Genomic DNA, 25485 nt, shown 5'->3' with positions numbered 1-25485 from the left:
ACATATGGGCAATTCAATCGTTTATGTTGTATCAGATTCTGTTGGTGAAACAGCAGAGCATGTCGTAAAGGCGGCTATTAGTCAATTTCATGAAAAATTCGAGATTAGACGTGTACCATACGTTGAAGATAATGCAACATTAATTGAAATAGTTCAAGTAGCAAAAGAAAATAATGGTATTATTGTATTTACATTAGTAAAACCTGATATGAGAAAGAAATTATTAGAAGAATCGCAAAGTGCTGGTGTAATCGTTTATGACTTAATCGGTCCATTAATCGACAAAATTTCAACGATTCATAAACTTGAACCTAGAAATGAACCTGGTGTTGTTCGCAAACTAGATGAAGATTATTTCCAACGTATAGAAGCAATTGAATTTGCGGTTAAATATGATGATGGAAGAGACCCAAGAGGTATTGAAAAAGCTGATATAGTCTTAATCGGTGTATCAAGAACATCAAAGACTCCTTTATCACAATATCTTGCTCATAAAGGATTTAAAGTTGCCAATGTGCCTTTAGTTCCAGAAGTTGATCCACCAGAACAACTACTTAAAGTTCCAAAAGAAAAGTGTATTGGACTAATGATTTCTCCAGAAAAGTTAAATCATATTCGAAAAGAAAGATTAATTTCATTAGGACTTCACGACGGAGCTAGTTATGCTAATATTTCAAGAATTGAAGAAGAACTAAAACACTTCAATAATGTTGTTAAACAAATTGGCTGTAAAGTTGTAGATGTTTCAAGTAAGGCAGTTGAAGAATCCGCTAATGTAATATTAAATTACTATTACCAAAATAAGCAGATTAGATAATTTTTTAAAATTAAAAATGATGATCGATCTATTTAGACTGACACATTAGAGTAATCTAATGTGTTTTCATCTTTTTTAAATAGGAATTTAGCTAAATTAGGAGCGTTTGTAAAAGATAAATTTCTTTAGTACTTATTGCTAGATTTCTTAATTAAAATAGATTATAATAAAAAATTGTATGAAATGAACTAATAATAGGTTTAACTTTTTATACTTACGAATAAACTATGAATATGTGCTTCCTAGTTTATTGAAAGATGGAAATAAAACTACATAAATCGATACATGTTTTGAAGGAATTACAAAAGACGTGTAGAAATTAATCATAAGCGATAAATAAATGGGTTTTAAGAAAACCAGAACCAGCAGTTGAATGCAATGCTTATGAACTACTGTTTAGCACTTCATTTTAGATAATTATTAATTCATATATGACTTTATAAAGTGAATTAACTTAAGTTAAAATATATGGAAATATTTTTGTCGAATCATGAAGGAATACAGTGAGTTTTATCGAATAAAATAGTATATGGAGCTGTCAGTATGGGAAACAGAATTCCCGATGAACTTGTCGAACAGGTTCGTCAGTCAGTTGACATAGTTGATGTAGTAAGTGAGTATGTTCCTCTGAAAAAACAAGGAAGAAATTATTTTGGACTTTGTCCTTTTCATGGAGAAAGCACACCATCTTTTTCTGTGTCTCCTGAAAAACAAATTTTTCATTGTTTTGGATGCGGTGCTGGAGGAAATGCGATTTCTTTCATTATGCAGCTTGAAGGACTTAACTTTCAAGAGTCTGTCCATCAGCTTGCAATAAAGGCAAATATCACTTTACCTTCAGATACAGTTGACACAGTCAAGAATCCACAAGCTACTGAACAAGGCATTATGCTTGAAGCTCATGAGTTTGTCAAAAAGTACTATCATCATCTATTAGTTAACACAACAGAAGGTAAACAGGCATTAGAATACCTACTTAACAGAGGAATTTCTAGAGAGGAAATAAAGCATTTTGAGCTTGGGGTTGCTTTAGATTCTTGGGATGCTGTTACTAAGGTGTTAGAAAAACGTGGCTATCCAATGCCGATCATGGAGAAAGCTGGTCTAGTTGTTCGAAGTGAACGGGATGGTAATTACTATGATCGATTTCGAAATCGATTAATTTTTCCAATTCATAACCATCAAGGAAAAATTGTTGCATTCAGTGGAAGAATAATGGGTGAAGGGTCACCAAAATATTTAAATAGTCCTGAATCTTCAATTTTCCATAAAGGAAAATTATTATATCAATTTTACCAAGCAAAGAATGTCATGCGAAAGCAAAATCGGGCAATTCTGATGGAAGGTTTTGCAGATGTCATTTCTGCGTTTAGAGCTGGTGTCCATGATGCAGTTGCAACCATGGGAACTTCATTAACAGAGGATCAAGCGAAAGTCTTGAAAACATCTGTTGATCAAATTATTATTTGCTATGATTCAGATCAAGCTGGTATTAACGCAACTGATAAAGCAGCTAAAGTTCTTCAAAAAGAAGGATTTACAATTAAAGTTGCACAAATGCCTGATGGCTTAGATCCTGATGAATATATAAGAAAATTTGGTCCAGAAAAATTTAATACCTCTATTATTGAAGCTAGTGTATCATTAATGAGTTTTAAAATGCAATATCATCGAAAAGGAAAAAATCTTTTAGATGAAACTGTTAAATTTCAGTATATAAAAGAAATGCTACAAGAAATTGCTAAACTAAGTCAACTGATCGAACAAGATTATTACTTAAACCAACTCTCTAAAGAGTTTTCTATCTCGATTGAAGTACTTAAGAAGGAATTTGGACAATATAGTAATCAGGCAAATCGTATATCTAATGTAACAGAAGTAAAAACTGATATCAAACGCGATATTACTACTAAGACACTTCTTCCTGCACATGTTCGAGCGGAACAATTACTTTTAGCTCATATGTTAAATAGCAGCGACGTGGCTGAAAAAGTAAGACAGCAATATCAGGGTCTATTCTACAATAATGATTATTCCGAGATTATAATCCATCTTTATGCTTATTATGAAGAGGGCAATGAGTCTAATATAAGTAAATTTATGAATTACCTTCCTTCAAAAAGGTTACTTGAAGTAGTTTCAAAAATTGTCAATTTACAGATAGCACCTGAACTAACAGAGCGAGAGTTAAAGGATTATTTAGATGCATTAAACAACTATGATAAACAACAACGTATACGTGAAAAAGAAATAGATCTGAAAAAAGCCGAACGTGAAGGAGATTTTGTAAAAGCTGCAACGATTCTCCAACAAATCACACAGCTAAGATCTAGTATGAAATATGTTAAATGATTCGCGAACTTTTCGAAGGAGGGGAACAGATGGCTGATAAATCGGCTCGTTCTAAAGATACGGAAACAGAAGTAACACTTGATCAAGTAAAAGCATTATTAATTGAAAATGGTAAAAAACGTGGTGTAATTACATATGAAGAAATTGCAGATCGTTTAAATGGATTTGAAATTGATTCAGATCAACTTGAAGAATTTTATGAGCAACTAGGTGAACAAGGTATTGATATTGTTGGTGACGCTGATGATGAACCTAGAGGAACTCAATTAGAGAAGGAAGAAGAATTTGACTTAAATGATTTAAGTGTTCCTCCTGGAGTAAAAATTAATGACCCAGTACGTATGTACCTTAAAGAAATTGGCCGAGTTGATTTACTTTCTGGACAAGATGAAATCAATTTAGCGAAACGTATTGAAGAAGGCGATGAAGAAGCGAAACGACGCCTAGCGGAAGCGAACTTACGATTAGTAGTAAGTATTGCAAAACGTTATGTAGGACGCGGTATGCTGTTCCTAGACCTTATTCAAGAAGGTAATATGGGATTAATTAAAGCCGTTGAAAAGTTTGACTATCGTAAAGGTTATAAATTTAGTACATATGCTACTTGGTGGATTCGTCAAGCGATTACTCGTGCAATTGCTGACCAAGCAAGAACGATCCGTATTCCAGTTCATATGGTGGAAACAATTAACAAATTAATTCGTGTTCAACGTCAATTGCTTCAAGATTTAGGTCGCGAGCCATCTCCTGAAGAAATTGGAGAAGAAATGGATTTACCACCAGAAAAAGTTAGAGAAATCCTTAAAATTGCTCAAGAACCAGTTTCATTAGAAACACCAATTGGTGAAGAAGATGATTCACACTTAGGTGATTTCATTGAAGATTCTGAAGCAACTTCACCAGCTGAGCATGCAGCTTATGAAATGCTAAAAGAGCAATTAGAAGATGTTCTTGATACATTAACAGATCGTGAAGAAAATGTTTTACGCCTGCGTTTTGGTTTAGATGATGGACGCACTCGTACTTTAGAAGAAGTTGGTAAAGTATTTGGAGTTACACGTGAGCGTATTCGCCAAATTGAAGCAAAAGCTCTTCGTAAATTACGTCATCCAAGCCGCAGCAAACGTCTGAAAGATTTCTTAGAATAGGATGTTTTAAAAAAGTTTATCCTTTATTGGGTAAACTTTTTTATTTTCATTTAAAAAATTAAAAATGAAAACGTTTTAATTAGTAAATATGTCATGATTAAAATTTTGTCAAAATATATCGAATGTCCGTACTAAATAGATAAATGTAGTGCTATGCTACATACTAAGTATTGCGAAAACGGGTGATCTTTTAATAATTTATTCTAAAGATGAATCAAAGAATAATTTAAGTAAAAATGGTTATTATAAATTATTATGGAGACGCTAGTTCGAATTCCATCATTTTAAACAATTGGATACCTATTTACTTTATTTTACAGAATTGTCTTTAAATTTGCAAATACTCATTTTCTTTACTTTTTTAATAATTTTTATAATTAGTTCAATACTACTAAATATAAAATAAATGGTTTGAAGACATATTACCTATATCGTAATAGCAATTATTTATTAGCGTTTTTAATAGAATAAGTTAAATTTTTTGCTTAAGCATTATTGTGTAAATAATTAAGATCAAAGTAAAAGTTTAATGGGTGACGATGGTTTTAAATGGTTTCTTAAAAAAACTTACTTATTTCATTTATCAAGAGGTGAGTTTATACAAATATAATTTGCAAATATGCTATACAGAATTTAATTCTTTATAGTAGGAAGGTTTATATAATTTTGAAATCGTTTAACAATTTTTAAATTTATCCAATATAATACTTTTTTTATTGTTTTTAATCGTATACAATAATAATGTTATAGTAATTAATTTTATTTTTTTAAGGGGTTACATAAGGGGGATCATAATGAAACGAAATCCATTAATTCCTTTTGCTCTAATTGCAGCACTAGGAATCGCAGTCATGCTAATTATTTCATTAAAAGGAGCAAAACAGGCTGATGAGATTGCTAACGGTGATAAAAAACCGGCGCAAACAGCATCAACTAAGCCAGATGAAATATATGCTCAAACATGTGTTAGCTGTCATGGTGATCAATTACAAGGGGTAGTAGGACCAAACTTAACTAAAGTAGGTTCTAGATACTCAGAAGATCAAATCAAAGACATTCTTAAAAACGGTAAAGAAGGCGGAATGCCAGCTGGTTTACTTCAAGGACCACAATTGGATGCTGTTGCTAAATGGTTATCTGAGAAAAAATAAGCAAGCATATAAAATGACCTCTTCGTTAAGAAGAGGTCATTTTGGTTTCTTGACTACTATAGTGTAAAATGATGTTATGAAAAATAAATTGAAATGGTGATTTTGTTATGAATGAAGTAAATTTATCAAAGCGTTTAAAAAGAGTATTTGATTACATACCAGAGGGCACGAAATTAGCTGATATTGGGTCAGATCATGCTTATTTACCTTGTTATGCAGTTTTAAATAAAAGATGTACCTCAGCAATTGTAGGGGAAATTACAGAGGGTCCATATAATTCAGCACGTTCTACGATCCGTCAAAGTGGTTTAGAAGGAATCGTAGAAGCGAGAATGGGAGACGGGCTAGAGGTTTTAGTGCCAAACGAAGTGGATGTCATAACAATAGCTGGAATGGGTGGTTCTTTAATTTCTAGCATATTAGAAAAAGGCAAAGAAAAACTTCAAGGTGTTGAAACGTTAGTATTGCAACCAAATATTGGTGCACATCATATTAGAAATTGGCTTGATTATGAAGGATATTCTCTTGTGGAAGAAGATATATTAGAAGAGGATGGAAAAATCTATGAAATACTAGTAGCTTCTAAATCAAATCCGAATAGTGCATACAGTGAAAAGAAAGAGATGGAGCTATTTATAGGTCCTTACTTATTAAAAAACAAAAATGATGCATTTAAGAAGAAATGGGAGCATGAAAAAAATAATTTTGAAAGAATCTTAACTCAACTTGAGTCAGCAAAACAAACAGAGGAATCGGTTCAGAAAATGAAAGAAGTTGATCAGAAACTTGAGTGGATAAAAGAGGTGCTTTCATGAAATCGATAAATGGTTTTCAAGTAGTACAGCAATTCGAAGAACTATTCCCTAAGCATTTAGCTGAGGAAGGTGATCCAAATGGCCTTCAAATAGGTACATTATCAAAACAAGTGACAAAGGTATTAATTGCATTAGATGTCACAAAAGAGGTGGTAGAAGAGGCAATTTCAGTTGGTGCAAACCTAATTATTGCTCACCACCCTATTATTTATCGTCCTTTAAAAAAGATTGATACAGACAGTGAACCGGGTAAAATTGTGGAGCTTTGTATTAAACATGATATAGCTGTTTTTGCAGCACATACAAATGTTGATATTGCAGAAAACGGTGTGAGTGATTTTTTAGCTGAAGCTTTACAATTAGAAAATACGAATGTTCTCGCTCCTACATATGTAGAAAAATTAATAAAGTTAGTTGTATATGTACCGAAAACACATGCTGAAATTGTTTTAAATGCAATTTGTGATGCTGGAGCGGGTCATATTGGTCAATACAGCCATTGTACCTTTAGTTCGAATGGAACAGGGACATTTATGCCGTTAGAGGGAACAACACCATTTATCGGGCAACAGGGTCAATTAGAAGAAGTTGATGAGGTAAAGCTCGAAACAGTTGTTCCACAATTAAAATTAAAACAAGTTCTTAAAGTGATGCAAAAGGCTCATCCTTATGAAGAAGTAGCATATGATACATACACATTAGAAAATGAAGGCAAAACATTCGGGATTGGGAGAATTGGAAGCCTTAAAGAAGAAATTTCATTAGAAGAATTTGCCCATTATGTGAAAGAAAAATTAGATTTACAAGGTGTAAGAGTGGTTGGGAACTTAAGCGATCGAGTAAAAAAGGTTGCAATTGTAGGTGGAGACGGAAATAAGTTTGCCTATCATGCAAAAAGAAATGGCGCAGATGTTTATTTAAGTGGTGATATCTATTACCACGTAGCACAGGATTGGAAAATGCTAAATTTAAATATAGTTGATGCAGGTCATAATATCGAAAAAGTAATGAAATCAGGTGTTAAACGTCTTTTAGATCATAAATTAAAAGAAAAAAACCTGGCTTGCGAAATTATCGCTTCAACGATCCATACTGATCCATTTACTTTTATTTAAACGTTTTTTGCGAATTAAAAAATAGGACTTCCGGGTTAAAAATCCAGAAGTCCTATTTTTTAGTCTTTAATTCTAACTTTAGGTAATATTTTACTTAATTCTACTCCTGATTTTGTATTCCAAGTGCTTTCATCGTTTGGATCATACTTCTCTAAAAATGCGATAACTTCACGAGTGATCGGTGTTGGAGTAGAAGCCCCAGACGTAACTGCTACAGTCTCAACGCCCTCTAACCATTTTAACTGAAGTTCAGTAATATCTGAAATACGAAATGCCTTTGTTCCTGCAATTTCATGCGAAACTTGTGCAAGTCTATTTGAGTTATTACTCATTGGGTCACCTACAACAATTGTTAGATCTGCTTGGGCTGCTTGATCAGCAATTGCTTCTTGACGAACTTGAGTTGCCATACAAATTTCTTTATGAACATGAGCAGTCGGATACTTTTTAATTGCGTATTGAATTAAATCTACTACGTCCCATTGGCTCATAGTTGTTTGGTTTGTAATGATAATTTTATCAGTTGGGATTTCTAAAGCATCGATATCAGATTTATTTTGAATTAAGTGAACAATAGAAGGTGCGATTCCAACTGCGCCCTCTGGTTCCGGATGTCCTTTTTTCCCAATATAAATAAAGTGATAGCCTTCAGCCATTCGTTCTTTAATTAGATCATGTGTTTTCGTTACATCTGGACAAGTCGCATCGATCGTCGTTAGCCCTTTTTTAATTGCTTTTGATTTTACTTCTGGAGAAACTCCGTGAGCCGTAAAAATAACAGTCCCTTTTTCAATTTTATCTAAGATATCTAATCTGCTTGGACCATCTAAAGTAATGATGCCTTCTTCTTCAAATGCGTCTGTAACATGTTTATTATGAACAATCATACCAAGTATGTAAATTGGCCTTGGTAGTGATGGATCTTTAGCTGCATTTCTAGCAATGACCATTGCATCTACAACTCCGTAGCAATAGCCTCGTGGGGTAACTTTAATAACTTTCATGGAGTAGCCCCTCCTTTATAATATTGTTTTCATTTTTTATTATAAAGGAGGGAGATACTACTATACAAAGAAAAAGAAAATTTACATAAACAATTTTGGTTTTGGATTTATGTTTGATGTAGTTTCTTCAATAATATTAGATGGTTCTACTACTTCTGACTTAATTGGAGCTTTTTTTCGTTTTTTTGGTTTTGTTTCTTCTGTTTGCACAACATCTATTATTCCATTTGAATCATTTTTTTTACTTTTTTTTGTATCAACCGGGTCGTCGGTATTTACTGCTTTAAATATTTTGTAGATTGAAGGGAAATTTTTAATAGCAGGAGCGTATTGTTGAATCATTGGCGTGACTTGTTGAGCTGCTTGAACAGCTTTTTGCATACCACCGATGACACCTGTAATAGAAGTGTCTCCTCCCATTAATCGCGAGAAAAAGCCTGGACTGCCATCATCTTCTTTTTCGGGTGGTTGCCCAGTCATTGGGTATTGATTCTGTGATCCTTGTTGCTGATAATTACTACCGCCTTGTGGCTGCATTACTGGCTGGTTTTGAAACGGAACAGGTTGTAAAATTTTATTTTGGCTTATATATTGTTGATGCGCGTTTAACTGCGGTTGATATGAAATTGGTTGCTGATAATGACCTTGTTGCCCAACAATTTGTTGGACAGGTGGATAAAACTGTTGTTGATGTTGCATATATGGTTGTTGCGGTGATTGGGGATATGGATATCGCTGATCAAAATTTGGTCTTGCACTGTATGGATTTTGTAAATTTTGATAAGGCTGTTGATAACTATTATAAAAATTTGGACCGTTCATTGGAAAAGGCTGTTTATTTTTTTTCTTAAATTTATCAAGTAATCCCAATCTAATACCTCCTTTCGAAAATACTCTTTATTACTTAGGCTATGCACATAATTTGAAATGGTTAGTATAGGACAGAATAAAAATAAAAATGCTACTAAAGAAGAAAGAAAAATTAGAATTAGCTTTATTGGGCAAATCTATTGTATAATAGATAATTGTAGCTATTTTGTACGAGGAAATAGATTCCTCATTACATAGAAAGTTTAAATTAAGAAGGTGAGTTATATGGCAATTTCATTTAAAAATTTTCAATTAAAACCATTTATTTTGGAAGCGATAGAGAAGAAACACTTTACAGAACCAACAGAAATTCAACAAAAGATCATTCCTCAAGTTAAAACTGGACGTAGTGTAATCGGTCAATCGCAAACAGGGTCAGGAAAGACTCATGCATATCTAATTCCGACAATTAATACATTAGATCCATCTTTAGATCAAGTGCAATTAGTAATAACTGCTCCAACTCGAGAATTAGCGACTCAAATTTATAATGATGTTCAAGCGATCATTGAATGTTGTCCAGAAGATGAGCAATTAACTGCAAAAAACTTCGTTGGAGGAACCGACTACAAACGTACTGTTGAAAAACTAAAAAAACAGCCACATATCGTAATTGGGACTACTGGACGTATTAAAGATTTAGTAAATGATAATGTATTATTAGTTCATACTACGAAGTATTTAGTAGTGGATGAAGCGGATTTAATGTTAGATATGGGATTTATCCATGATGTGGACCAAGTTGCATCAAAAATGCCAAAGAAACTTCAAATGCTTGTTTTTTCAGCGACAATTCCTGAAAAGCTTAAACCGTTTTTGAAAAAGTATATGGAAAATCCTGAACATATTCATATTAATCCGCAACAACTTTCAGCTCAGAAAATTGAACATATTATTGTTCCAAGTCGCCATAAAGACAAAGTTAAAATGGCTAAAGATATTTTATTAAGTTTTCAGCCATATTTAGCAATTGTCTTTACAAATACGAAGAAAAAAGCTGAAGAAGTTGCTACTCAATTATCATCATATGGCTTAAAAGTTGGTCAAATTCACGGAGATTTAAGTCCTCGTGAACGTAAAAAAATGATGAAGCAAATTCAAGATTTAGAGTTCCAATATATTGTTGCCACTGACTTAGCTTCCCGTGGAATCGATATTGAAGGGGTAAGTCATGTAATAAATATTGAACTACCAGCAGATTTAGATTTTTATGTCCACCGTGTAGGTCGTACAGGGCGTGCAAACTTCTCTGGAACTGCTATTACAATTTATGATCAAGAAGACGAACAAGCATTAGACAAACTTCAAGATCGTGGAATTACATTTGAGCATCGTGAACTAAAAAAAGGTGAATGGGTTGATTTAGGACCTCGCTCAAAACGTAAGCTACGTAAAAGAACTGATCGAAATCTAGATGCAGTTGCTGGTAAGGCGATTAAAAAGCCATCTAAAGTTAAACCTGGCTATAAACGTAAACTGAATGAACAAAGAGAATCATTTAAAAATAAAGTGAAAAGAAAAACGAGTAGATAGATAGCTTGCAAAAAAGAAAGGAAGAATATTCCTTTCTTTTTATTTTATAAGCAGGCGAACCATTTAACCATGATTGATTTTCATGTTAAAATGGTAAGTATGATTAATTAAGGTAGGAGCTGAAAGAATGTTACGAATAGGATCTCATGTTTCAATGAGCGGTAAGAAGATGTTTTTAGCCGCTAGTGAAGAAGCTGCAAGCTATGGTGCTAATACATTTATGGTGTATACAGGTGCGCCTCAAAATACACGTCGTAAAGCAATTGAAGATTTAAATATTGAAGCAGGTTTAAAACATATGGCTGAAAATGGAATTGCTGATATAGTAGTCCATGCACCATATATTATCAATATTGGAAATACTACAAATCCAGCTACTTATGAATTAGGTGTTGAATTTTTACAAAAAGAAATAGACCGTACCGCAGCATTAGGAGCAAAACAAATCGTATTACATCCAGGTGCTCATGTAGGCGCTGGTGAAGATGCTGGAATCGACAGAATTATTCAAGGCTTAAATGAAGTATTAACAGCTGAAACTCCAGTACAAATTGCGCTTGAAACAATGGCTGGAAAAGGATCAGAATGTGGTAAATCATTCGAAGAAATAGCGAGAATTATGGAAGGTGTACACTACAACGATAAATTATCAGTTTGTTTTGATACATGCCATATTAATGACGCTGGATATGATATCGTTAATGACTTTGATGGTGTCTTACAGCAATTCGATCAATTAATCGGGATCGGTAAAATAAAAGTACTTCATATTAACGATAGTAAAAATCCAATGGGAAGTCGAAAAGACCGACATGAGAACATTGGCTTTGGATCGATTGGATTTAAAGCATTAAACTATATTGTTCATCATCCACAACTAATGGACATCCCTAAAATTTTAGAAACTCCATATGTTGGTGAAGATAAAAACAACAAGGTACCACCATATAAATTAGAAATCGAAATGTTACGCAATCAAGAGTTCAATGAAAACTTAATTCAAGAATTATTGAAAGCTTAATATTCAAAGAAACCAGCTCATTTTAAATAATGGGCTGGTTTTTTATTTTCTTAGTTTAATCGTTCGAACTTCATCGTTGCTCAATTTAACAGATTTGAATTCTAAATAATGAGTGGCTATTAAATCCGTATATAATTAAAAAAGACGGTGTCTCCTTAGCGTATTAAGATATAGTATAGGTTCGAAATAGATTATAAGTGCAATTAAGTCAAATAAAGCTGCAAATTAGGAGTCCATCTGTGGGACTGCAAATAAATTCTGATAATCGCAATTAAAATTGGTAAAACTGCAATTAAATTTAGAAAACCGCAAATAAATTTAGCAAAACTGCAATTAAATTCCAAAGAATCGCAAATAAAAGCCAAAATTACCCATACCCCTTAAGGTATTACGACATGAAAATCAGATATAAGAAGATAATTTTAAATGAAAAACTAGTAAATTTGCTCTTATTCTTACTAAATTGAATAAAAAACTGCTAATTATATTTTAAATAGAGCGGTTTTATCAGCTACAAATAAAAATCGCTGTATAGATACTCCCCCAGTAATAAAAAAAGGGCACCCATATGTTAGTTAATCCAACATAAGAGATAGCCCATTCGATTTATTTTATAATTCTATTTCTACTACTTTCTTTAACTTACTATCCAAATATGAAGCGATTATTTTTCCTTCTTTAATTCTTTTCACAGTGACAACATTACTAACTAATTCGTGATCATGTTCGTCTAAGTGCAATAATTTAATATAGACCACATGTGCCTTGTCACGTTCGATTAAACTACTAGCGATATTAAGAGCTAAGTTATGGCTTAAATCATCCATATGAAACATGTGTTTGAATTTCACTTCGTCATCTGTTTCTTTGTCTAAATAAATTATTTCATAATGTAGCTCATGCAAATCCATATTAATCCCTCTCATTTCGTTTTAAAATAGTTAGGTGATTCTTTGTATGAGCATTATATGATTTGTGAAATGAGTAGAGTTATAAATTAAAGCTTTTTAATGAACATTTTAACCAAGCTTAAGTTAGCTTTTGAAAAATAATATCAATTTGTTGTGCAGTGGCTTTAGAGGTAACATTTGCAATTTGGGAAAGAATTTGTTTTTTATGTTCAGCGTCATAGATATTATAATTTTTCCCGTTTAATATTGCAGCCACTTTATTGGCTTGATCTGGCGTAATATACACTTGATATTGTTGGCTTAATTTTAATAAATCCTTTGGTGTTATACTATTTACCTTTTTATTTATGAGAGTTTGGATAATATTCATTCTGAACCTCCTCTTAGGTGAAATATTTCATCAATAAATTTTATGAGAGGTTATTCTAAATAATGAGCACAGGACACAAATCTCAATTGATTTTTCAAAAATAATAAGTATTGCAGTGGGAGGAAGTGCAAAAAACTTTGACATTTCTATGATTTCACATGGAGATTCAGAAGCAACCAAAATAAGCTCTTATTCACAGTAAATCTTCTTACTGGAAAACAAAAGCATTGTAAAAGCGAATTAAATGAACAACTCAATTAAACTATTAAAATAGAAAAGCTTGAATTCACGATAGAATTCAAGCTTAATTGTTTACTATTAGTGGATTGCTTTCTTCTTAAACTTTCCACCTTTAACGTCAGCTATATTTCCGATTGCTACAAAGGCATTTTCATCATAGTCTTCAACAATTGATTTTAATTTTGCTTCTTCAAGTCTTGAAATGACTGTAAAGATGATTTTTTTATCTTCACCCATAAAGCCACCTTCGCCATGAAAATATGTAACTCCTCGACCTAATCGGGCATTTAATGCATCACCGATTTCTTTATCATTATCACTAATGATCCAAACAGATTTAGTATCCTGGAATCCTTCAATTGTTAAATCGATTGTTTTAAATGCTACATAATAGGCAATTAATGAATACATAGCATTATCCCATCCAAATACAAATCCTGCACTTCCGAGAATAAATACATTAAATGCCATAACAACCTCACCAATTGAAAAAGGTGATGATTTTGTTAAAAGTATTCCTATAATTTCAGTCCCATCAAGTGAGCCACCATTACGAATTACTAAACCTACGCCAATTCCTAAACCTAATCCACCAAATAATGCAGCTAGTAAAGGGTCATTAGTTAAATGAGGAATGTCTTTAAAAAGAGAGGTAAATACTGAAAGGACAGTGATACCAAATAAAGTTGAGATAGCGAATGTTTTACCGATTTGCTTATAACCTACTATTACAAAAGGTAAGTTTAACAAGAATAGAAAAATACCGAGATTAATCGAAGTAATATGGGAGAGGATCAAAGAGATACCTACGATTCCACCATCAATGATATCAGTTGGAATAAAGAATGCTTTTAAGCAAGCTGCCATCAAAGCAGCACCTAATGTAATAAAAAACCCCCGTCTAATAATCTTAAAGTTTGAAAGCTTACGATGTGTAATAGCGTTCAAAAAACCACCTCTTTATCTATATTTATATGTTAATTGTAACATATTGTATTTTTCATCACAAAGTGATAAGGCTTATTTATTAAAAATACATTAAAAAATTTATCGGAAAATTAAGGGATTTAAAGTTTTGATGAGGATGAAATTAATTGAAAATCGAATATATATTTTGCCGAGTTTTCTTTGTTTACAAATAAGAAGTATTCTCTTATACTAAGAACTTGAAGTAAAACGTAATTATTCCTAAATAGATGAAGGTGTTTTAATAAATGAGTCAAGATATCATAAAAATTGAAGATTTGTCTTATAGCTATGACCGTCAAAAGGTATTAACAGACATTAATCTTCTAGTAAAAAAAGGAGACTTTTTAGGTCTAGTTGGCCCAAATGGTAGTGGCAAATCAACTTTACTAAAATGTATATTAGGTATCCAGCAACCAGATGAAGGAAAAATAGAGATATTTGGTACAGATATTCGAAAAATGAAAAACTGGGATAAGATTGGTTATGTATCTCAAAAAGCGAATAGTTTTAACTCTGGATTTCCAGCATCGGTTTTTGAAGTAGTATCATTAGGTCTTGTTTCTAAAATTGGATTGTTTAACGGTTTTAAAAATTCGGATAAACAAAAAGTCGCTGAAGCGTTAAAATCAGTTGGAATGTATGAATTTGCAAATCGTAATATCGGCGAACTTTCAGGTGGACAACAACAGCGTGTCTTTATTGCGCGCGCACTTGTAAGTAATCCCGAACTATTAATACTCGATGAACCAACCGTTGGGGTAGATGCTGAAAATGTAGAAAGCTTTTATCAATTACTTAGCGATTTAAATAATAAGCTTGGTATTACTTTATTATTAGTTTCTCATGACATAGGCATTATTACTGATAAAGTATCACATGTTGCATGTTTAAATAAAAGATTACACTTCCATGGTAGTCGAGATAAGTTTAAAGATGCTACTGAGAAGGATTTGTCTCTTCTATATGGCCATTCTGTGCATGTACTATCTCACAATCACGAGGATGGAGGAGATAGAATATGATGGATTTTTTTCACTATGATTTTCTAAGAAATACATTAATCACTGGTATGATTATTGGAGTTATGGCTCCATTATTAGGTGTATTTGTTGTATTTAGAAGATTATCACTTATTTCTGATGCATTGAGTCACGTGACTTTATCAGGAGTTGCAGCAAGTCTTTTACTTGAAAAATATTTCTTTACATCTGGCTTTATTAGCCCATTATTTATGGGTATGACATTTTCAGTTGCAGGAGCATTTTTAATTGAAAAATTAAGAAGTGTTTATAAACATTATCAAGAGTTAGCAATTCCAATCATTCTTTCAGGAGGAATGGGATTAGGTGTCATTTTAATTTCATTAGCTAATGGATTTAATACAGATCTATTTAGTTATTTATTCGGTAGTGTTAGTGCTGTGTCACAAGAAGATTTAATTACTGTCATAATTATAGCTGTTTTTGTAGTAATATCTATCATAGTACTTTATAAAGAATTGTTCCTATTATCATTTGATGAAGAATATGCAGTTGCTTCAGGAATTAATGCAAAATGGATTCATTATTTGTTTATCTTATTAGTTGCTTTAGTAGTGTCCATTTCTATGAGAGTTGTAGGTGTTTTATTAGTATCTTCTCTAATGACATTGCCAGTAGCAGCGAGTATACGAATTTCAAAAGGTTTTAAGCAAACAATTATTTTTTCAATTATTTTCGGAGAGTTTTCAGTTGTTGCAGGTATTTTGCTTTCTTATAATTTAAATCTCGCGCCTGGTGGTACGATTGTGATCCTGCAAATCCTTATTCTTATTTTTACTTTAGGTTTGAAGAAATTAAGAACGAGTCAAAGGTAGTGATTAAATGAAATTAGCAGATGCATCAAAATTATTAAAAGAAAGAGGCTTCAAAAATACGCCTAAACGATATGATATGCTTGAATATATTTTTAGGCAAAATAAATATGTAACTGCAAGAGATATTCAACAAGCATTAAAAGATAAATACAAAGGACTTAGCTTCGATACAATCTATCGTAATTTATCCACATTTATTGAGGTTGATGTAGTAGAAGTTACAGAACTAGATGGTGAAAAACGTTTCCGATCGAAGTGTTCGTCTTCAGAACATCATCATCATTTTATTTGTTTAGATTGTGGTAATACAAAAAGTATTTATCGATGCCCTATGGACAATTTATCTGTTGATTTACCTGGTTATACAGTACAAAGTCATAAATTTGAAATATACGGACTTTGTCCGGAATGTAGTTGAATTCGATCCACTTTTAGAGAGTACAAATAGTACTCTCTATTTTTTTTTGTTCGAGAAACAAATAGTGTATTACATAATTTTCCAATTTTGTTTATACTTTAAATTAGAACAATTTAATACACTAAAAAACAAAGGAGTATAAAAATATGGCTATAGGAGATTTAATCTTTCAGTTGATTGTATTTTTAATACCAGTTGCTATTATTAGTTTTGTTATATTTATTTTTAGTTCTATTAGAAAAAATAGGCTTCAAATGCAAAGGGTTGAAACAAAGCTTGATAAAATAAACGAAAACTTAAAAAAAGATTAGTTGGCCTTATCTAATTTTATAGTAATAAGTCTTACCAGTATTTAAACCACTATTTGAATATCCTACAGAACTCGTAATTAGGATTTAGAAAATGTATTTGGGAAACAATTGAACAGGGTAGAAAAAAGTGAATATTATAAAACGTACCGAATGATTGATATAAATTAATATCTATTCATTCGGTATGTTTTTTAACTTTTTCTAGAGTAACAATTCTTATCTTATCGTTCATGTTGATTTTTTCGACGTAGATTAATAGCTATATAACAAAGGAATTATATGTAGATCAGGCTTTTATTGCCATTTTTTTGCCTACATTTTAATAGAATTTACAAAAGTATTGCCGATTTTTTGCCTATATTTTAAAAAGATTTACAAAAATCTACTCATATATTTACATCCCCTCTCTACAATTGACATGTCAGATTATTTTAAATTGGAGGAAAAAATAATGAAATCTAACATGTTTAAAAAAGTAGTAGTGGGAACTTCATTAACTTTGGCGATATCACTTTCTGTAAAAAGTACATATCTCCCATTTAATGTTTTATCCAACAGTAGTATGTCGTCCGTTGCGTTTGCTAGTGAGGGAACAGTTCTTGACATTAATTTTGACAACAATGTTGAGGATAGCTCTTCAAGTACTATAACTCCTCAAATCAAAGGCAATCCAGGATATGTTCAAGGACGAATTAATCAAGCAATTAAATTTACATCAAAAGGACAATATGTGGACCTGGGCAATCGTGACGATTTACGTTTCGGAGAGACCACAGATTTTTCTGTTGCCTTCTGGGTTAAAGCAGACAATATTCAAGGAGATCCTGCTATCATTTCAAATAAGAATTGGAATTCTGGAAGCAATACAGGTTGGAATTTAGCGTTGAACAGTTCAAAACAACTTGATTGGAACTTCAAGACATCCGGAAGCGATCGGAAAGATTATAATATGGAAAATGTAGCTGATAATCAATGGCATTTCATTGTTGTAACGCATGATCGTGATGGGAGTGCACGCTTTTATAAAGATGGTAGCTTAGTTCATTCTATAGATATTTCTGGAATGAAAGGAACTCTTGATACCTCATTTACGACGAAAATCGGACAAGATGGTACAGGAAATTATGGTTCTACTCTTAATGCAGCAGTGGATAATCTTAAAATCTATCGAAATGTTTTGAGTGAATCGGAAGTCCGCGCCATGTATGATAATGCACCTCCACTTCAACCGACATCAGTAGAATCAATTTCTTTGGATCAGACTGAACTCAATCTGAAGGCAGGAGCACCTATGCCACTGACAGCAACGGTTTCTCCATCAGATGCGACGGTAAAAGATGTGGAATGGACCTCTAGTAATGGATCAGTCGCAAAAATCGAAATGCTTAACAACCGTCCTACGATTATTGCAGTGAAGGCGGGCGAAGCAACGATTACAGCCAAAACGGTCGATGGTGGTAAAACAGCTACAGCTAACGTACATGTATCCAACTCCATTGACGTGTCGGGAGATGGGTTGTTAACTGATAATGATCTAAAACTCATTCTGAAAAACCTAAATAGTCGTGAAGGTGACAAACGTTGGAAGCATGCACAAATAGCGGATATTAACAATGATAAAAAAGTGGATAAATTAGATGTGCAAATGATAAAAGATAAGCTGGCTCCTTACAAGAATGATTTTCTTTACAAGCGAGTAGTATTCATAGGAATCGATGGAGCAGGAAACGGGGTAAAAGACCCACAAGCAAATGCAATAAATATAAAGACGCTAATGAGTGAAGGCGCTGGAACATATGAAGCAAAAGCAATGATGCCGACGATTAGCGGGCATAACTGGGGATCCATGCTCCATGGAGTTGTACCTTCAAAACATGGTCTGAACAACGACAATCTAGGTAATCCTTACCCTGAAAAAAATCCTTATCCATCTTATATGAAACTACTAAAACAGGAGCGTCCTATGCTTAATCAAGCTTCCTTTACTACGTGGTCTCCAATCAACAAAGGAATTATTGAAGATTCTGCAGGTGCTTATAAAGTAAATGGTGGGAACGATAATAATACGACACAAAAAACAGTGGACTACATCAAAGCAGAAGGTAAAAACAGTCGTAATATATTTGTTCATTTGGATGAAGTGGATGGAGCAGGTCACAACTATGGCTATGGCAGCCAGAGATGGTATGAGGCATTACAAAAAGCGGATCAGCATGTTGGGCAAATTGTCCAAACTTTAGAAGAAGAAGGACTGATAGAAGATACTCTAATTATCATCACAGCGGATCATGGAGGGAAAGGTTATGGTCATGGTGGTTCCTCCCCAGAAGAACAGACCATTTTCTGGACTGCTAAAGGAAAGTCTATAAAGCCTGGCACCGTATTGTCGGATGTAGAAAATATAGATACTGCTGCCGTCGTTGCTCATGCTCTACGTTTAGATATCCCAGAAAATTGGGATGCACAACTTCCTTCAGGACTGTTTCAAGTCAAAAAATAGAAAGTAAAAAACAGGTACATTTTTCATTATTAAGAAAAATGTACCTGATTTCATGAATTCTCCTTTTAGTCCCTTTCATAAAAAGAGGAATGTTATTTCTAAAATCGTGACGACTAATAGGACTGTCTGCTTAAAAGGTCTAGAAGAAAAACTTAGTTATGCATTAAAAATTACAATACTTCCTGTGGATCAAGATGGAACCATCCGTAGTCTAGACACATTATAATTAGCCGTTGAACCATCCCGAATGAACATGGCTAACCTTCCTAAAGGTCTAACAAAAACAAAGTTATTCAAATATGAGCATAAAGAAGCAATAAAATGATAGTATTAGTAGTTATCAAAAATAATGGAAATATCTTCTTGTCAGACGAATATAATTTGCCTAGAACCATAATTAATTATTCCGATAAGGAGGATTCTTGTGCGTCCACGACCATTATCTATTGAAAATCCAGAGAATGATAGGTATGTTAGTCTTGTACCAGAGGGAGATATTATAGAAATACTTAGTAAGCAACGAACTAAGACCATTACCCTCTTAAGCAGCGTATCAGAGGAGTCAGCAAGGAAGGCATATGCACCAGGAAAATGGACTTTAAAAGAAGTGATTGGGCATATGACAGACTCGGAACGTGTTATGTCGTATCGAATGCTTGCCATTGCACGAAATGAAAGTGAACCACTCCCAGCAATGGATCAAGATCAATACGTTTCTGCGGCAAACTTCAACAAATTATCCTGGGAGAAACTACTAGCAGGTTTAGATACGGTACGCTCCAACACGTTAAACCTTATTTCCACAATTGATGATGCAGCGTGGAATCGTAATGGAACTGTAATGAACAAGCCTGTTTCGTTAAGTACCATTGCTTATGGCATTGCCGGGCACGAGTTACACCATATGAAAGTGATTGTTGATAAATACTTATAAGTATTTTTGAATTAATGAAAAAACCTAATTTCGCATTTGTTAGTTAAGAAGCATCAAAAAAAGAATCTTCCTGGAAGATCCTTTTTTTATTGCTATAACGTATTTATGAAAACTAGATTTACATACAATATTCAAACGAAAATGAAGTAGTTCTTGTTCAACTAATCTGCCATTAGTACAATAAAAAAGTCGACTATTTAGCCGACTTTTTATACAACATACGCATGCGTTAGTTCAATAAGAACATTACTCAATTGTTTGATAAAAACTCTAATATTTCATGCTTATCTTCATTAATGTGGTTGAAATTAATTAAACCACATAACAATATAAACCCAATATAAAAAAGTAAATTAACCATATAAAAGTGTGAATTTAAAGCAATCTTTAAAATAAAAATTACAATTAAGTTAAAAAGTAATATTAGAAGAACTACCGCCAAGTAGTTAGCTCCCAGATACTCCTTGAAAGAACCATTAATTTCTAACTCGTCATTTCTTAGAACTTCAACTTTCCCATAAAATTTTATAGATTTATAATTTTTATAAAACCTTGGTTTTCTTTTCACTTCAATTTGATTTCCAGAAATAGTTCCCCAAAATTTTTTATCATTAGCCTCAACAATTTGATTATCTAATTATTTTTAAGGTCTAGTAAGAAATCGTATCCCATTTTCTGCTTTAATAATTAATTGAATTTCTTTCAAATTTTTCATTTACTGACTTCTCCGATTAACGCCATTCTAAACATTTCTAATATAATTACTATATCATAATCACTAATTAACTTATTTAACTATTCCTCCACGCAGGCGCAGGCTTCTCTTGGTGAAGAAAAAGAAAGAAACGAGTGAATTCAAAGCAATCTGTATTATAAAAGAATATTTTCTATCGCTACATGATGCTTTGCGAAAACAAACACAGGATGTCGGACAAGTTTTTCATCGACATTTTCAAATGATCGAAAAGAATGGGCGCAAGTTCCATCGGTATGAGAAGAAAACGGTGTTTGACATCCTGGGTGTAGTATATGGGCATAAACAAAGACTTCAAACTATTGCATAGAAAAAAATGTAATGTCTGAAGGCTTATTTAAGTATGCCTAAAATTCTGGTTGGTTATTTGAAGCTCATGGAAAACAGCCCGATCTTATTTGGGATATCTTTTCTCTATCGTTACCTTGATGGACATGCGGCTGAACCCCAAAAAGAATTGATATTTAACATAAGTTTTATTAAAAGAAATACTTACTCATGCCATTTTTAAATATAGGTAGGGTCTTAGTCACTAGCTCTTCTGGTGAAATAGGTCTTCCATCCTTATTCCATGAGTATGTAGCTCCGTATATACTCCAACTCAGTATAGTAGATAGGGTCGTTACCAAATGTTTATCCTCTAATACAATGGTATTTTTAGTGCCTTTTAGCACAAAATCAGCTATTAGCTTTTGTAACTCTTCTTTTATTTTACTTTCTATAATAGTTCCTAAAGAATTATAACCTTTAGGACATAAGTCGCTTAACTCTTTATGGTGATCACACATGGCTAGAAAAATATTTGTAATGACTTCTTCATTGAATCCCTCGTGACCATTTAGTCCTTTTTTCAATTTGTCTGTAAAAGTATTGGTGATGGTGGAATGTAATAAATCAAATTTATCGTCAAAGTGCGCATAAAATGTAGCGCGGTTAATAGCAGCCTTTTCAGTGATATCACGTACCGTTATATTGTTGAAATCTTTTTCACTAGCTAACGAAATAAAAGAGTCTACAATCAATTGTCTAGTACGAAGTATTCTCGGATCTTTTTTTGGCATAATCAATTTTTTCTTCTCCTTTTTAGGCTACACAATGGTGTTTAAAAACGACAATACAATAGAAGTGTTGTGTAAACAACATATTAGCCATTTTGGTGGTTGTTAATAGTTCTTTTTCATCTTATCATCAACTATACAACGCGCGTTGCTTAAATAACACATGTTTTTGTGGAATGGTTTTGATCAAGAAAATTGTTGTGATCATTCAGAATCATACCCAAAAGATTGAAAATGCGATTGGTTCTTAATAAATAAAGTAGTACCTATTGTATCAAATGAACTCTCTTAGAAAAAATAATTAGCTAAGAAGTTATGGAGGGAATTATATTATGAAAAATATTGTAATTGTTGGGGCAGGACCAGGATTAGGAATGTCTATTGCGAAGAAGTTCGGAAAAAACGGATTTCGTGTAGCGCTTATAGCCCGGAATGAAGAAAAGTTGAACCAACTGGTTATTGAACTAGAACAATTAGGCATTGAAGCAGCATCATTTCAAGCTGATATATTAAATAAAGCCCAAATTAGTTTAGCTTTCGCAACGATCAAAGAGAAATACGGATTTATTGATGTGGTTGAATACAGTCCAACTCCAAGTATCGATACAGTAACAACCGCATTAGATGTAACAGAAGAAAATGCGCTATACCAATTTCAATTCAACGTTTTAGGTGCGATATCGAGTATTCGAGAAGTGCTTCCGGATATGTTGGATAAACAAAGTGGAGCTCTGTTATTTACGACAGGTGGAGCCGCAATCAATCCAGTACCAATGATGGGCAATGTCGGAATTGCAGTTTCGGGTCTTCGTAATTATATCTTCAATTTGAACAGTGAATTAAACGACAAAGGTATTTATGCAGGGCACATTTCGATCGGAATCTGGATGCAGCCGAATTCGGGAGTTCAAGACAAAATCGCCGAAATTTGGTACGACATGTACACCAAAAGAGATCGAGTCGAAGAATTTATTACGGAAGATAAAGTATGAATCGGGTAGATTAAAAATCAATCATCTCGGGTATAAATCCGTCATCAATCACCAAAAGGGTAGCCGTTTTTGATGTGAGAAACGGCTACGCTAATCGAGGCACAGAAATGGAAGGATTTTATTCAGGACACCATAACACAAGGAGGCAGAAGACCATGAACATCACTATTTTTGATGCAAGCGGTGCAATCGGTCAACTTCTAACGCGATTTGCATTAGACAACGGAGATTTCGTTACGGCATATGTTAGAAACCCTGAGAAAATCAAGCTAAATCATTCCAATTTGAGGCTTGTAACGGGGGAACTCTCGAACGCTTCAGCCATTGAAACGGCAGTTGCGGAAGCGGATGTCGTGATCAGCGCCTTAGGACCTCCGTCTGATATGTCGCGAAAGCTTAAAGGAACGCCGGTCGCCGATGGACATGACCTGATTATCAAAGCGATGAAGAAGTTCAATAAAAAAAGGTTGATTACGCTCGCGACACCGGCCTTGCAATCTGAAGACGATAAGAAAAACTTATCGACGGTGGTGCCGGGAATATTGGCCAAGATCTTTTTGCCAAACGGTTATGTCGAAATGAAAAAGCTGGAAGGAATTATTAAACATTCGAACCTGGATTGGACAGTCGTTCGAATTATTAATCCTAATGTCAAATACAAAGGGCAATCTTATGATTATTCATTCGGCGATCAGCCAGGTAAAATGTCCGTCTCTAGGGAAAATGTGGCGAAATTCATGTATACTGCTGCTCGGCAAAGCCAATTGATCAGAAGAATGCCCATTGTCTATAATAATTAAATCAGCTTAAAAGGGAGCATTCAAAATGAAAATTGAGATATGGTCGGACTATGTTTGCCCATTTTGTTATATTGGCAAACGTCAATTTGAAATAGGGTTAGAACAGTTTAAACACAAAGAAGAGGTAGAAGTCGTATTGCGTAGTTTTCAATTAGATCCATATGCGAAAAAAAATACAGGAATGGATATCCATCAAGTATTATCATCCAAGCATGGTATCCCATATGAAAAAGCAAAAGCATTGAATAATCAATTTAGACAGAAAGCGAAAGAGGTTGGGTTAGATTATCAATTTGATACAATGATTCCTACGAATTCATATGATGCGCTTCTCCTTTCTTATTATGCAAAAGAGAATGGGAAGATGCAGGAGTTTATGGAGCGTATTATGAAAGCTCACTTCACGGATTCACTAGATATCGGTGACCATGCAACACTTGCTCGACTTACAAGTGAGATAGGTCTTGATGCCAACGAAGCTTTGAATGTTTTAGCAAATAATAAATATAGCAAGAATATTGCAGCTGATAGAGCCGAGGGATCAAAAATTGGGATTCAGGGCGTGCCCTTTTTCGTAGTGAATGATAAATATGCCATCTCTGGAGCACAACCTAGCCAAGTATTTTTAGAAATATTACAACGGGTTTGGAAAGAAGAGTACGCGAATGCTAAGGTTGAAAAGTATAAATTAAAGTCGTCGCACGATGATTATTGTTCAGATGGAACATGTAAATTTTAATGAATACTCAAAAAAAGATACAGAAATCTCAAAAGAATAATATAGTATTTCAAGGATCAGGTATTGTTGTTCCAAATCTTGAAGGGTGCCGCCATCATTTTGGAATTTTTGTATCCTATGCAAATTTTAAGAAGGAAATGGACTGTTTTTGAGTCCGCTAAAGACTTTCAAAAAGGTTTTTGATTTGTTTTGATGGAAATTTGTTTTTGGGGAATAGGTTTAGGAACTAAAAACTAGCGATTTTGGGTACATTTTAAATTAACTAGTTTTTAGTTCCAAAACACTCGTTAACGGTACTTTCCTTTCATATTAAAGCTTGTAGCCTTAACGTACTATTTTTCCGACTTGTTGTCTGTACCCGGGTCCTACCAACAAAACACGGGAAACAGACGCTAAGTAAATTCCAATCTAAAAAAAGTCGAATTGCTGTGCGCTAAGGAACCGACTTTTTACTGTGGCTTGTTAAGCTAACGCATGCGTTAGCCACCCATGAAGCTCAAAAACGGAGCTTCACCACAGTGAATGAAAATGTATTGAATCCGACCATACTGATTCTAAGGCTAGGAGAAGAAGGTCGATCAACTATGGTGCCATAGAGCCCACGCGTTAGTCTGACTCCAACGACCACGGTGCACCACTGACTGTTGCTCCCTTGCGGGAAGCACTAATAGTAGATTAATCCTAATCTGATTGTTGCACTAGCCTCCATTTATGAGCCTAGAAAGGAAGATTTCAATGGATGTAATCATTGAAAGAGCGTGTGGTTTAGATGTTCACAAGGACAATATCACTGCTTGTATCATGACAT

At 33.5% G+C, this 25485-nt stretch carries 23 protein-coding genes; 17 read left to right on the top strand and 6 right to left on the bottom strand.

Annotated elements, in window-relative coordinates; all coding sequences use genetic code 11:
* Positions 1-4: 4 nt before the first annotated feature.
* From BM319_RS09625 to BM319_RS09600, 6 genes are all read left to right on the top strand, one after another.
* Complete coding sequence (locus BM319_RS09625) at positions 5-817, top strand: pyruvate, water dikinase regulatory protein (RefSeq protein ID WP_069034170.1); 813 nt, start codon at positions 5-7, stop codon at positions 815-817.
* 543 nt (positions 818-1360) lie between these two features.
* Positions 1361-3169: a DNA primase gene (gene dnaG, locus BM319_RS09620; protein WP_091022340.1), complete on the top strand. Its 1809-nt coding sequence runs from the start codon at positions 1361-1363 to the stop codon at positions 3167-3169.
* A 29-nt stretch (positions 3170-3198) separates the two neighbouring features.
* The gene (gene rpoD / locus BM319_RS09615; RefSeq protein ID WP_069034168.1) at positions 3199-4317 is read left to right on the top strand and encodes an RNA polymerase sigma factor RpoD; all 1119 of its coding nucleotides are present in this window, start codon (positions 3199-3201) and stop codon (positions 4315-4317) included.
* Positions 4318-5111: 794 nt separating this feature from the next.
* A complete protein-coding gene (gene cccA, locus BM319_RS09610) occupies positions 5112-5468 on the top strand; it encodes a cytochrome c550 (protein ID WP_056474948.1) in 357 nt (118 codons plus the stop codon).
* A 107-nt stretch (positions 5469-5575) separates the two neighbouring features.
* Positions 5576-6283, top strand: coding sequence for a tRNA (adenine(22)-N(1))-methyltransferase (locus BM319_RS09605; protein WP_069034167.1), 708 nt, complete (start codon positions 5576-5578; stop codon positions 6281-6283).
* The gene (locus BM319_RS09600) at positions 6280-7398 is read left to right on the top strand and encodes a Nif3-like dinuclear metal center hexameric protein (protein ID WP_069034166.1); all 1119 of its coding nucleotides are present in this window, start codon (positions 6280-6282) and stop codon (positions 7396-7398) included. The genes BM319_RS09605 and BM319_RS09600 overlap by 4 nt, the downstream gene beginning before the upstream one ends.
* A 59-nt stretch (positions 7399-7457) precedes the next feature.
* Here BM319_RS09600 and BM319_RS09595 read toward each other — a convergent pair whose 3' ends face one another.
* Both BM319_RS09595 and vrrA read right to left on the bottom strand, forming a co-directional pair.
* On the bottom strand, positions 7458-8402 hold the full coding sequence (locus tag BM319_RS09595) for a 4-hydroxy-3-methylbut-2-enyl diphosphate reductase (protein ID WP_069034165.1): 945 nt from the start codon (positions 8400-8402) through the stop codon (positions 7458-7460).
* 81 nt (positions 8403-8483) lie between these two features.
* Positions 8484-9272, bottom strand: a complete 789-nt coding sequence (gene vrrA / locus BM319_RS09590; protein WP_091022338.1) for a VrrA/YqfQ family protein — start codon at positions 9270-9272, stop codon at positions 8484-8486.
* Between the two features lie 225 nt (positions 9273-9497).
* On the opposite strand from vrrA, the gene BM319_RS09585 reads away from it, so the two are divergent.
* Positions 9498-10805 carry a DEAD/DEAH box helicase gene (locus BM319_RS09585; RefSeq protein WP_069034163.1) on the top strand — a complete coding sequence of 436 codons (1308 nt, stop codon included), beginning with the start codon at positions 9498-9500 and terminating at the stop codon, positions 10803-10805.
* 127 nt (positions 10806-10932) lie between these two features.
* Positions 10933-11826, top strand: coding sequence for a deoxyribonuclease IV (locus BM319_RS09580; protein ID WP_069034162.1), 894 nt, complete (start codon positions 10933-10935; stop codon positions 11824-11826).
* A 611-nt stretch (positions 11827-12437) separates the two neighbouring features.
* On the opposite strand, the gene BM319_RS09575 is transcribed toward BM319_RS09580, so the two are convergent.
* From BM319_RS09575 to BM319_RS09565, 3 genes are all read right to left on the bottom strand, one after another.
* Complete coding sequence (locus tag BM319_RS09575; protein WP_069034161.1) at positions 12438-12737, bottom strand: hypothetical protein; 300 nt, start codon at positions 12735-12737, stop codon at positions 12438-12440.
* 118 nt (positions 12738-12855) lie between these two features.
* Positions 12856-13107 carry a DUF2624 family protein gene (locus tag BM319_RS09570; RefSeq protein ID WP_069034160.1) on the bottom strand — a complete coding sequence of 84 codons (252 nt, stop codon included), beginning with the start codon at positions 13105-13107 and terminating at the stop codon, positions 12856-12858.
* Positions 13108-13425: 318 nt separating this feature from the next.
* Entirely contained in the window at positions 13426-14295 is an 870-nt protein-coding gene (locus BM319_RS09565) for a YitT family protein (protein WP_069034159.1), read from the bottom strand.
* A 266-nt stretch (positions 14296-14561) separates the two neighbouring features.
* Here BM319_RS09565 and BM319_RS09560 point away from each other — a divergent pair, with 266 nt between their 5' ends.
* From BM319_RS09560 to BM319_RS09535, 6 genes are all read left to right on the top strand, one after another.
* The gene (locus tag BM319_RS09560; protein ID WP_069034158.1) at positions 14562-15338 is read left to right on the top strand and encodes a metal ABC transporter ATP-binding protein; all 777 of its coding nucleotides are present in this window, start codon (positions 14562-14564) and stop codon (positions 15336-15338) included.
* Positions 15335-16171, top strand: a complete 837-nt coding sequence (locus tag BM319_RS09555; protein ID WP_069034157.1) for a metal ABC transporter permease — start codon at positions 15335-15337, stop codon at positions 16169-16171. Before BM319_RS09560 ends, BM319_RS09555 begins: the two co-directional genes overlap by 4 nt.
* 7 nt (positions 16172-16178) lie before the next feature.
* A complete protein-coding gene (locus tag BM319_RS09550; RefSeq protein ID WP_069034156.1) occupies positions 16179-16589 on the top strand; it encodes a Fur family transcriptional regulator in 411 nt (136 codons plus the stop codon).
* Positions 16590-16735: 146 nt separating this feature from the next.
* Positions 16736-16900 (top strand): DUF4083 family protein, encoded by a 165-nt coding sequence (locus BM319_RS09545; protein WP_091022335.1) that lies wholly within the window; start codon positions 16736-16738, stop codon positions 16898-16900.
* Positions 16901-17351: 451 nt separating this feature from the next.
* Positions 17352-19400 (top strand): LamG-like jellyroll fold domain-containing protein, encoded by a 2049-nt coding sequence (locus BM319_RS09540; protein ID WP_091022333.1) that lies wholly within the window; start codon positions 17352-17354, stop codon positions 19398-19400.
* A 424-nt stretch (positions 19401-19824) separates the two neighbouring features.
* Complete coding sequence (locus tag BM319_RS09535; RefSeq protein WP_069034154.1) at positions 19825-20334, top strand: DinB family protein; 510 nt, start codon at positions 19825-19827, stop codon at positions 20332-20334.
* Between the two features lie 1233 nt (positions 20335-21567).
* On the opposite strand, the gene BM319_RS09520 is transcribed toward BM319_RS09535, so the two are convergent.
* Positions 21568-22149 (bottom strand): TetR/AcrR family transcriptional regulator, encoded by a 582-nt coding sequence (locus BM319_RS09520; RefSeq protein WP_069034318.1) that lies wholly within the window; start codon positions 22147-22149, stop codon positions 21568-21570.
* Between the two features lie 329 nt (positions 22150-22478).
* Here BM319_RS09520 and BM319_RS09515 point away from each other — a divergent pair, with 329 nt between their 5' ends.
* From BM319_RS09515 to BM319_RS09505, 3 genes are all read left to right on the top strand, one after another.
* Positions 22479-23138 (top strand): SDR family NAD(P)-dependent oxidoreductase, encoded by a 660-nt coding sequence (locus BM319_RS09515; protein ID WP_069034153.1) that lies wholly within the window; start codon positions 22479-22481, stop codon positions 23136-23138.
* Between the two features lie 155 nt (positions 23139-23293).
* The gene (locus tag BM319_RS09510) at positions 23294-23938 is read left to right on the top strand and encodes an NAD(P)-dependent oxidoreductase (RefSeq protein ID WP_091022327.1); all 645 of its coding nucleotides are present in this window, start codon (positions 23294-23296) and stop codon (positions 23936-23938) included.
* A 25-nt stretch (positions 23939-23963) separates the two neighbouring features.
* The gene (locus BM319_RS09505) at positions 23964-24677 is read left to right on the top strand and encodes a DsbA family oxidoreductase (protein WP_091022325.1); all 714 of its coding nucleotides are present in this window, start codon (positions 23964-23966) and stop codon (positions 24675-24677) included.
* Positions 24678-25485: the final 808 nt, after the last annotated feature.

This window comes from Bacillus sp. UNCCL81 (assembly GCF_900112535.1).
GTDB lineage: Bacteria > Bacillota > Bacilli > Bacillales > Bacillaceae_G > Gottfriedia > Gottfriedia luciferensis_B.
This window is presented reverse-complemented; position numbering and strand designations above follow the sequence as displayed.

Excerpts from the sequence above, each read along its gene's own strand:
- BM319_RS09625 (WP_069034170.1), top strand. The coding sequence starts at position 5 with ATGGGCAATTCAATCGTTTATGTTGTATCAGATTCTGTTGGTGAAACA.
- dnaG (WP_091022340.1), top strand. The coding sequence starts at position 1,361 with ATGGGAAACAGAATTCCCGATGAACTTGTCGAACAGGTTCGTCAGTCA.
- rpoD (WP_069034168.1), top strand. The coding sequence starts at position 3,199 with ATGGCTGATAAATCGGCTCGTTCTAAAGATACGGAAACAGAAGTAACA.
- cccA (WP_056474948.1), top strand. The coding sequence starts at position 5,112 with ATGAAACGAAATCCATTAATTCCTTTTGCTCTAATTGCAGCACTAGGA.
- BM319_RS09605 (WP_069034167.1), top strand. The coding sequence starts at position 5,576 with ATGAATGAAGTAAATTTATCAAAGCGTTTAAAAAGAGTATTTGATTAC.
- BM319_RS09600 (WP_069034166.1), top strand. The coding sequence starts at position 6,280 with ATGAAATCGATAAATGGTTTTCAAGTAGTACAGCAATTCGAAGAACTA.
- BM319_RS09595 (WP_069034165.1), bottom strand. The coding sequence starts at position 8,402 with ATGAAAGTTATTAAAGTTACCCCACGAGGCTATTGCTACGGAGTTGTA.
- BM319_RS09585 (WP_069034163.1), top strand. The coding sequence starts at position 9,498 with ATGGCAATTTCATTTAAAAATTTTCAATTAAAACCATTTATTTTGGAA.
- BM319_RS09580 (WP_069034162.1), top strand. The coding sequence starts at position 10,933 with ATGTTACGAATAGGATCTCATGTTTCAATGAGCGGTAAGAAGATGTTT.
- BM319_RS09575 (WP_069034161.1), bottom strand. The coding sequence starts at position 12,737 with ATGGATTTGCATGAGCTACATTATGAAATAATTTATTTAGACAAAGAA.
- BM319_RS09570 (WP_069034160.1), bottom strand. The coding sequence starts at position 13,107 with ATGAATATTATCCAAACTCTCATAAATAAAAAGGTAAATAGTATAACA.
- BM319_RS09560 (WP_069034158.1), top strand. The coding sequence starts at position 14,562 with ATGAGTCAAGATATCATAAAAATTGAAGATTTGTCTTATAGCTATGAC.
- BM319_RS09555 (WP_069034157.1), top strand. The coding sequence starts at position 15,335 with ATGATGGATTTTTTTCACTATGATTTTCTAAGAAATACATTAATCACT.
- BM319_RS09550 (WP_069034156.1), top strand. The coding sequence starts at position 16,179 with ATGAAATTAGCAGATGCATCAAAATTATTAAAAGAAAGAGGCTTCAAA.
- BM319_RS09545 (WP_091022335.1), top strand. The coding sequence starts at position 16,736 with ATGGCTATAGGAGATTTAATCTTTCAGTTGATTGTATTTTTAATACCA.
- BM319_RS09540 (WP_091022333.1), top strand. The coding sequence starts at position 17,352 with ATGAAATCTAACATGTTTAAAAAAGTAGTAGTGGGAACTTCATTAACT.
- BM319_RS09520 (WP_069034318.1), bottom strand. The coding sequence starts at position 22,149 with ATGCCAAAAAAAGATCCGAGAATACTTCGTACTAGACAATTGATTGTA.
- BM319_RS09515 (WP_069034153.1), top strand. The coding sequence starts at position 22,479 with ATGAAAAATATTGTAATTGTTGGGGCAGGACCAGGATTAGGAATGTCT.
- BM319_RS09510 (WP_091022327.1), top strand. The coding sequence starts at position 23,294 with ATGAACATCACTATTTTTGATGCAAGCGGTGCAATCGGTCAACTTCTA.
- BM319_RS09505 (WP_091022325.1), top strand. The coding sequence starts at position 23,964 with ATGAAAATTGAGATATGGTCGGACTATGTTTGCCCATTTTGTTATATT.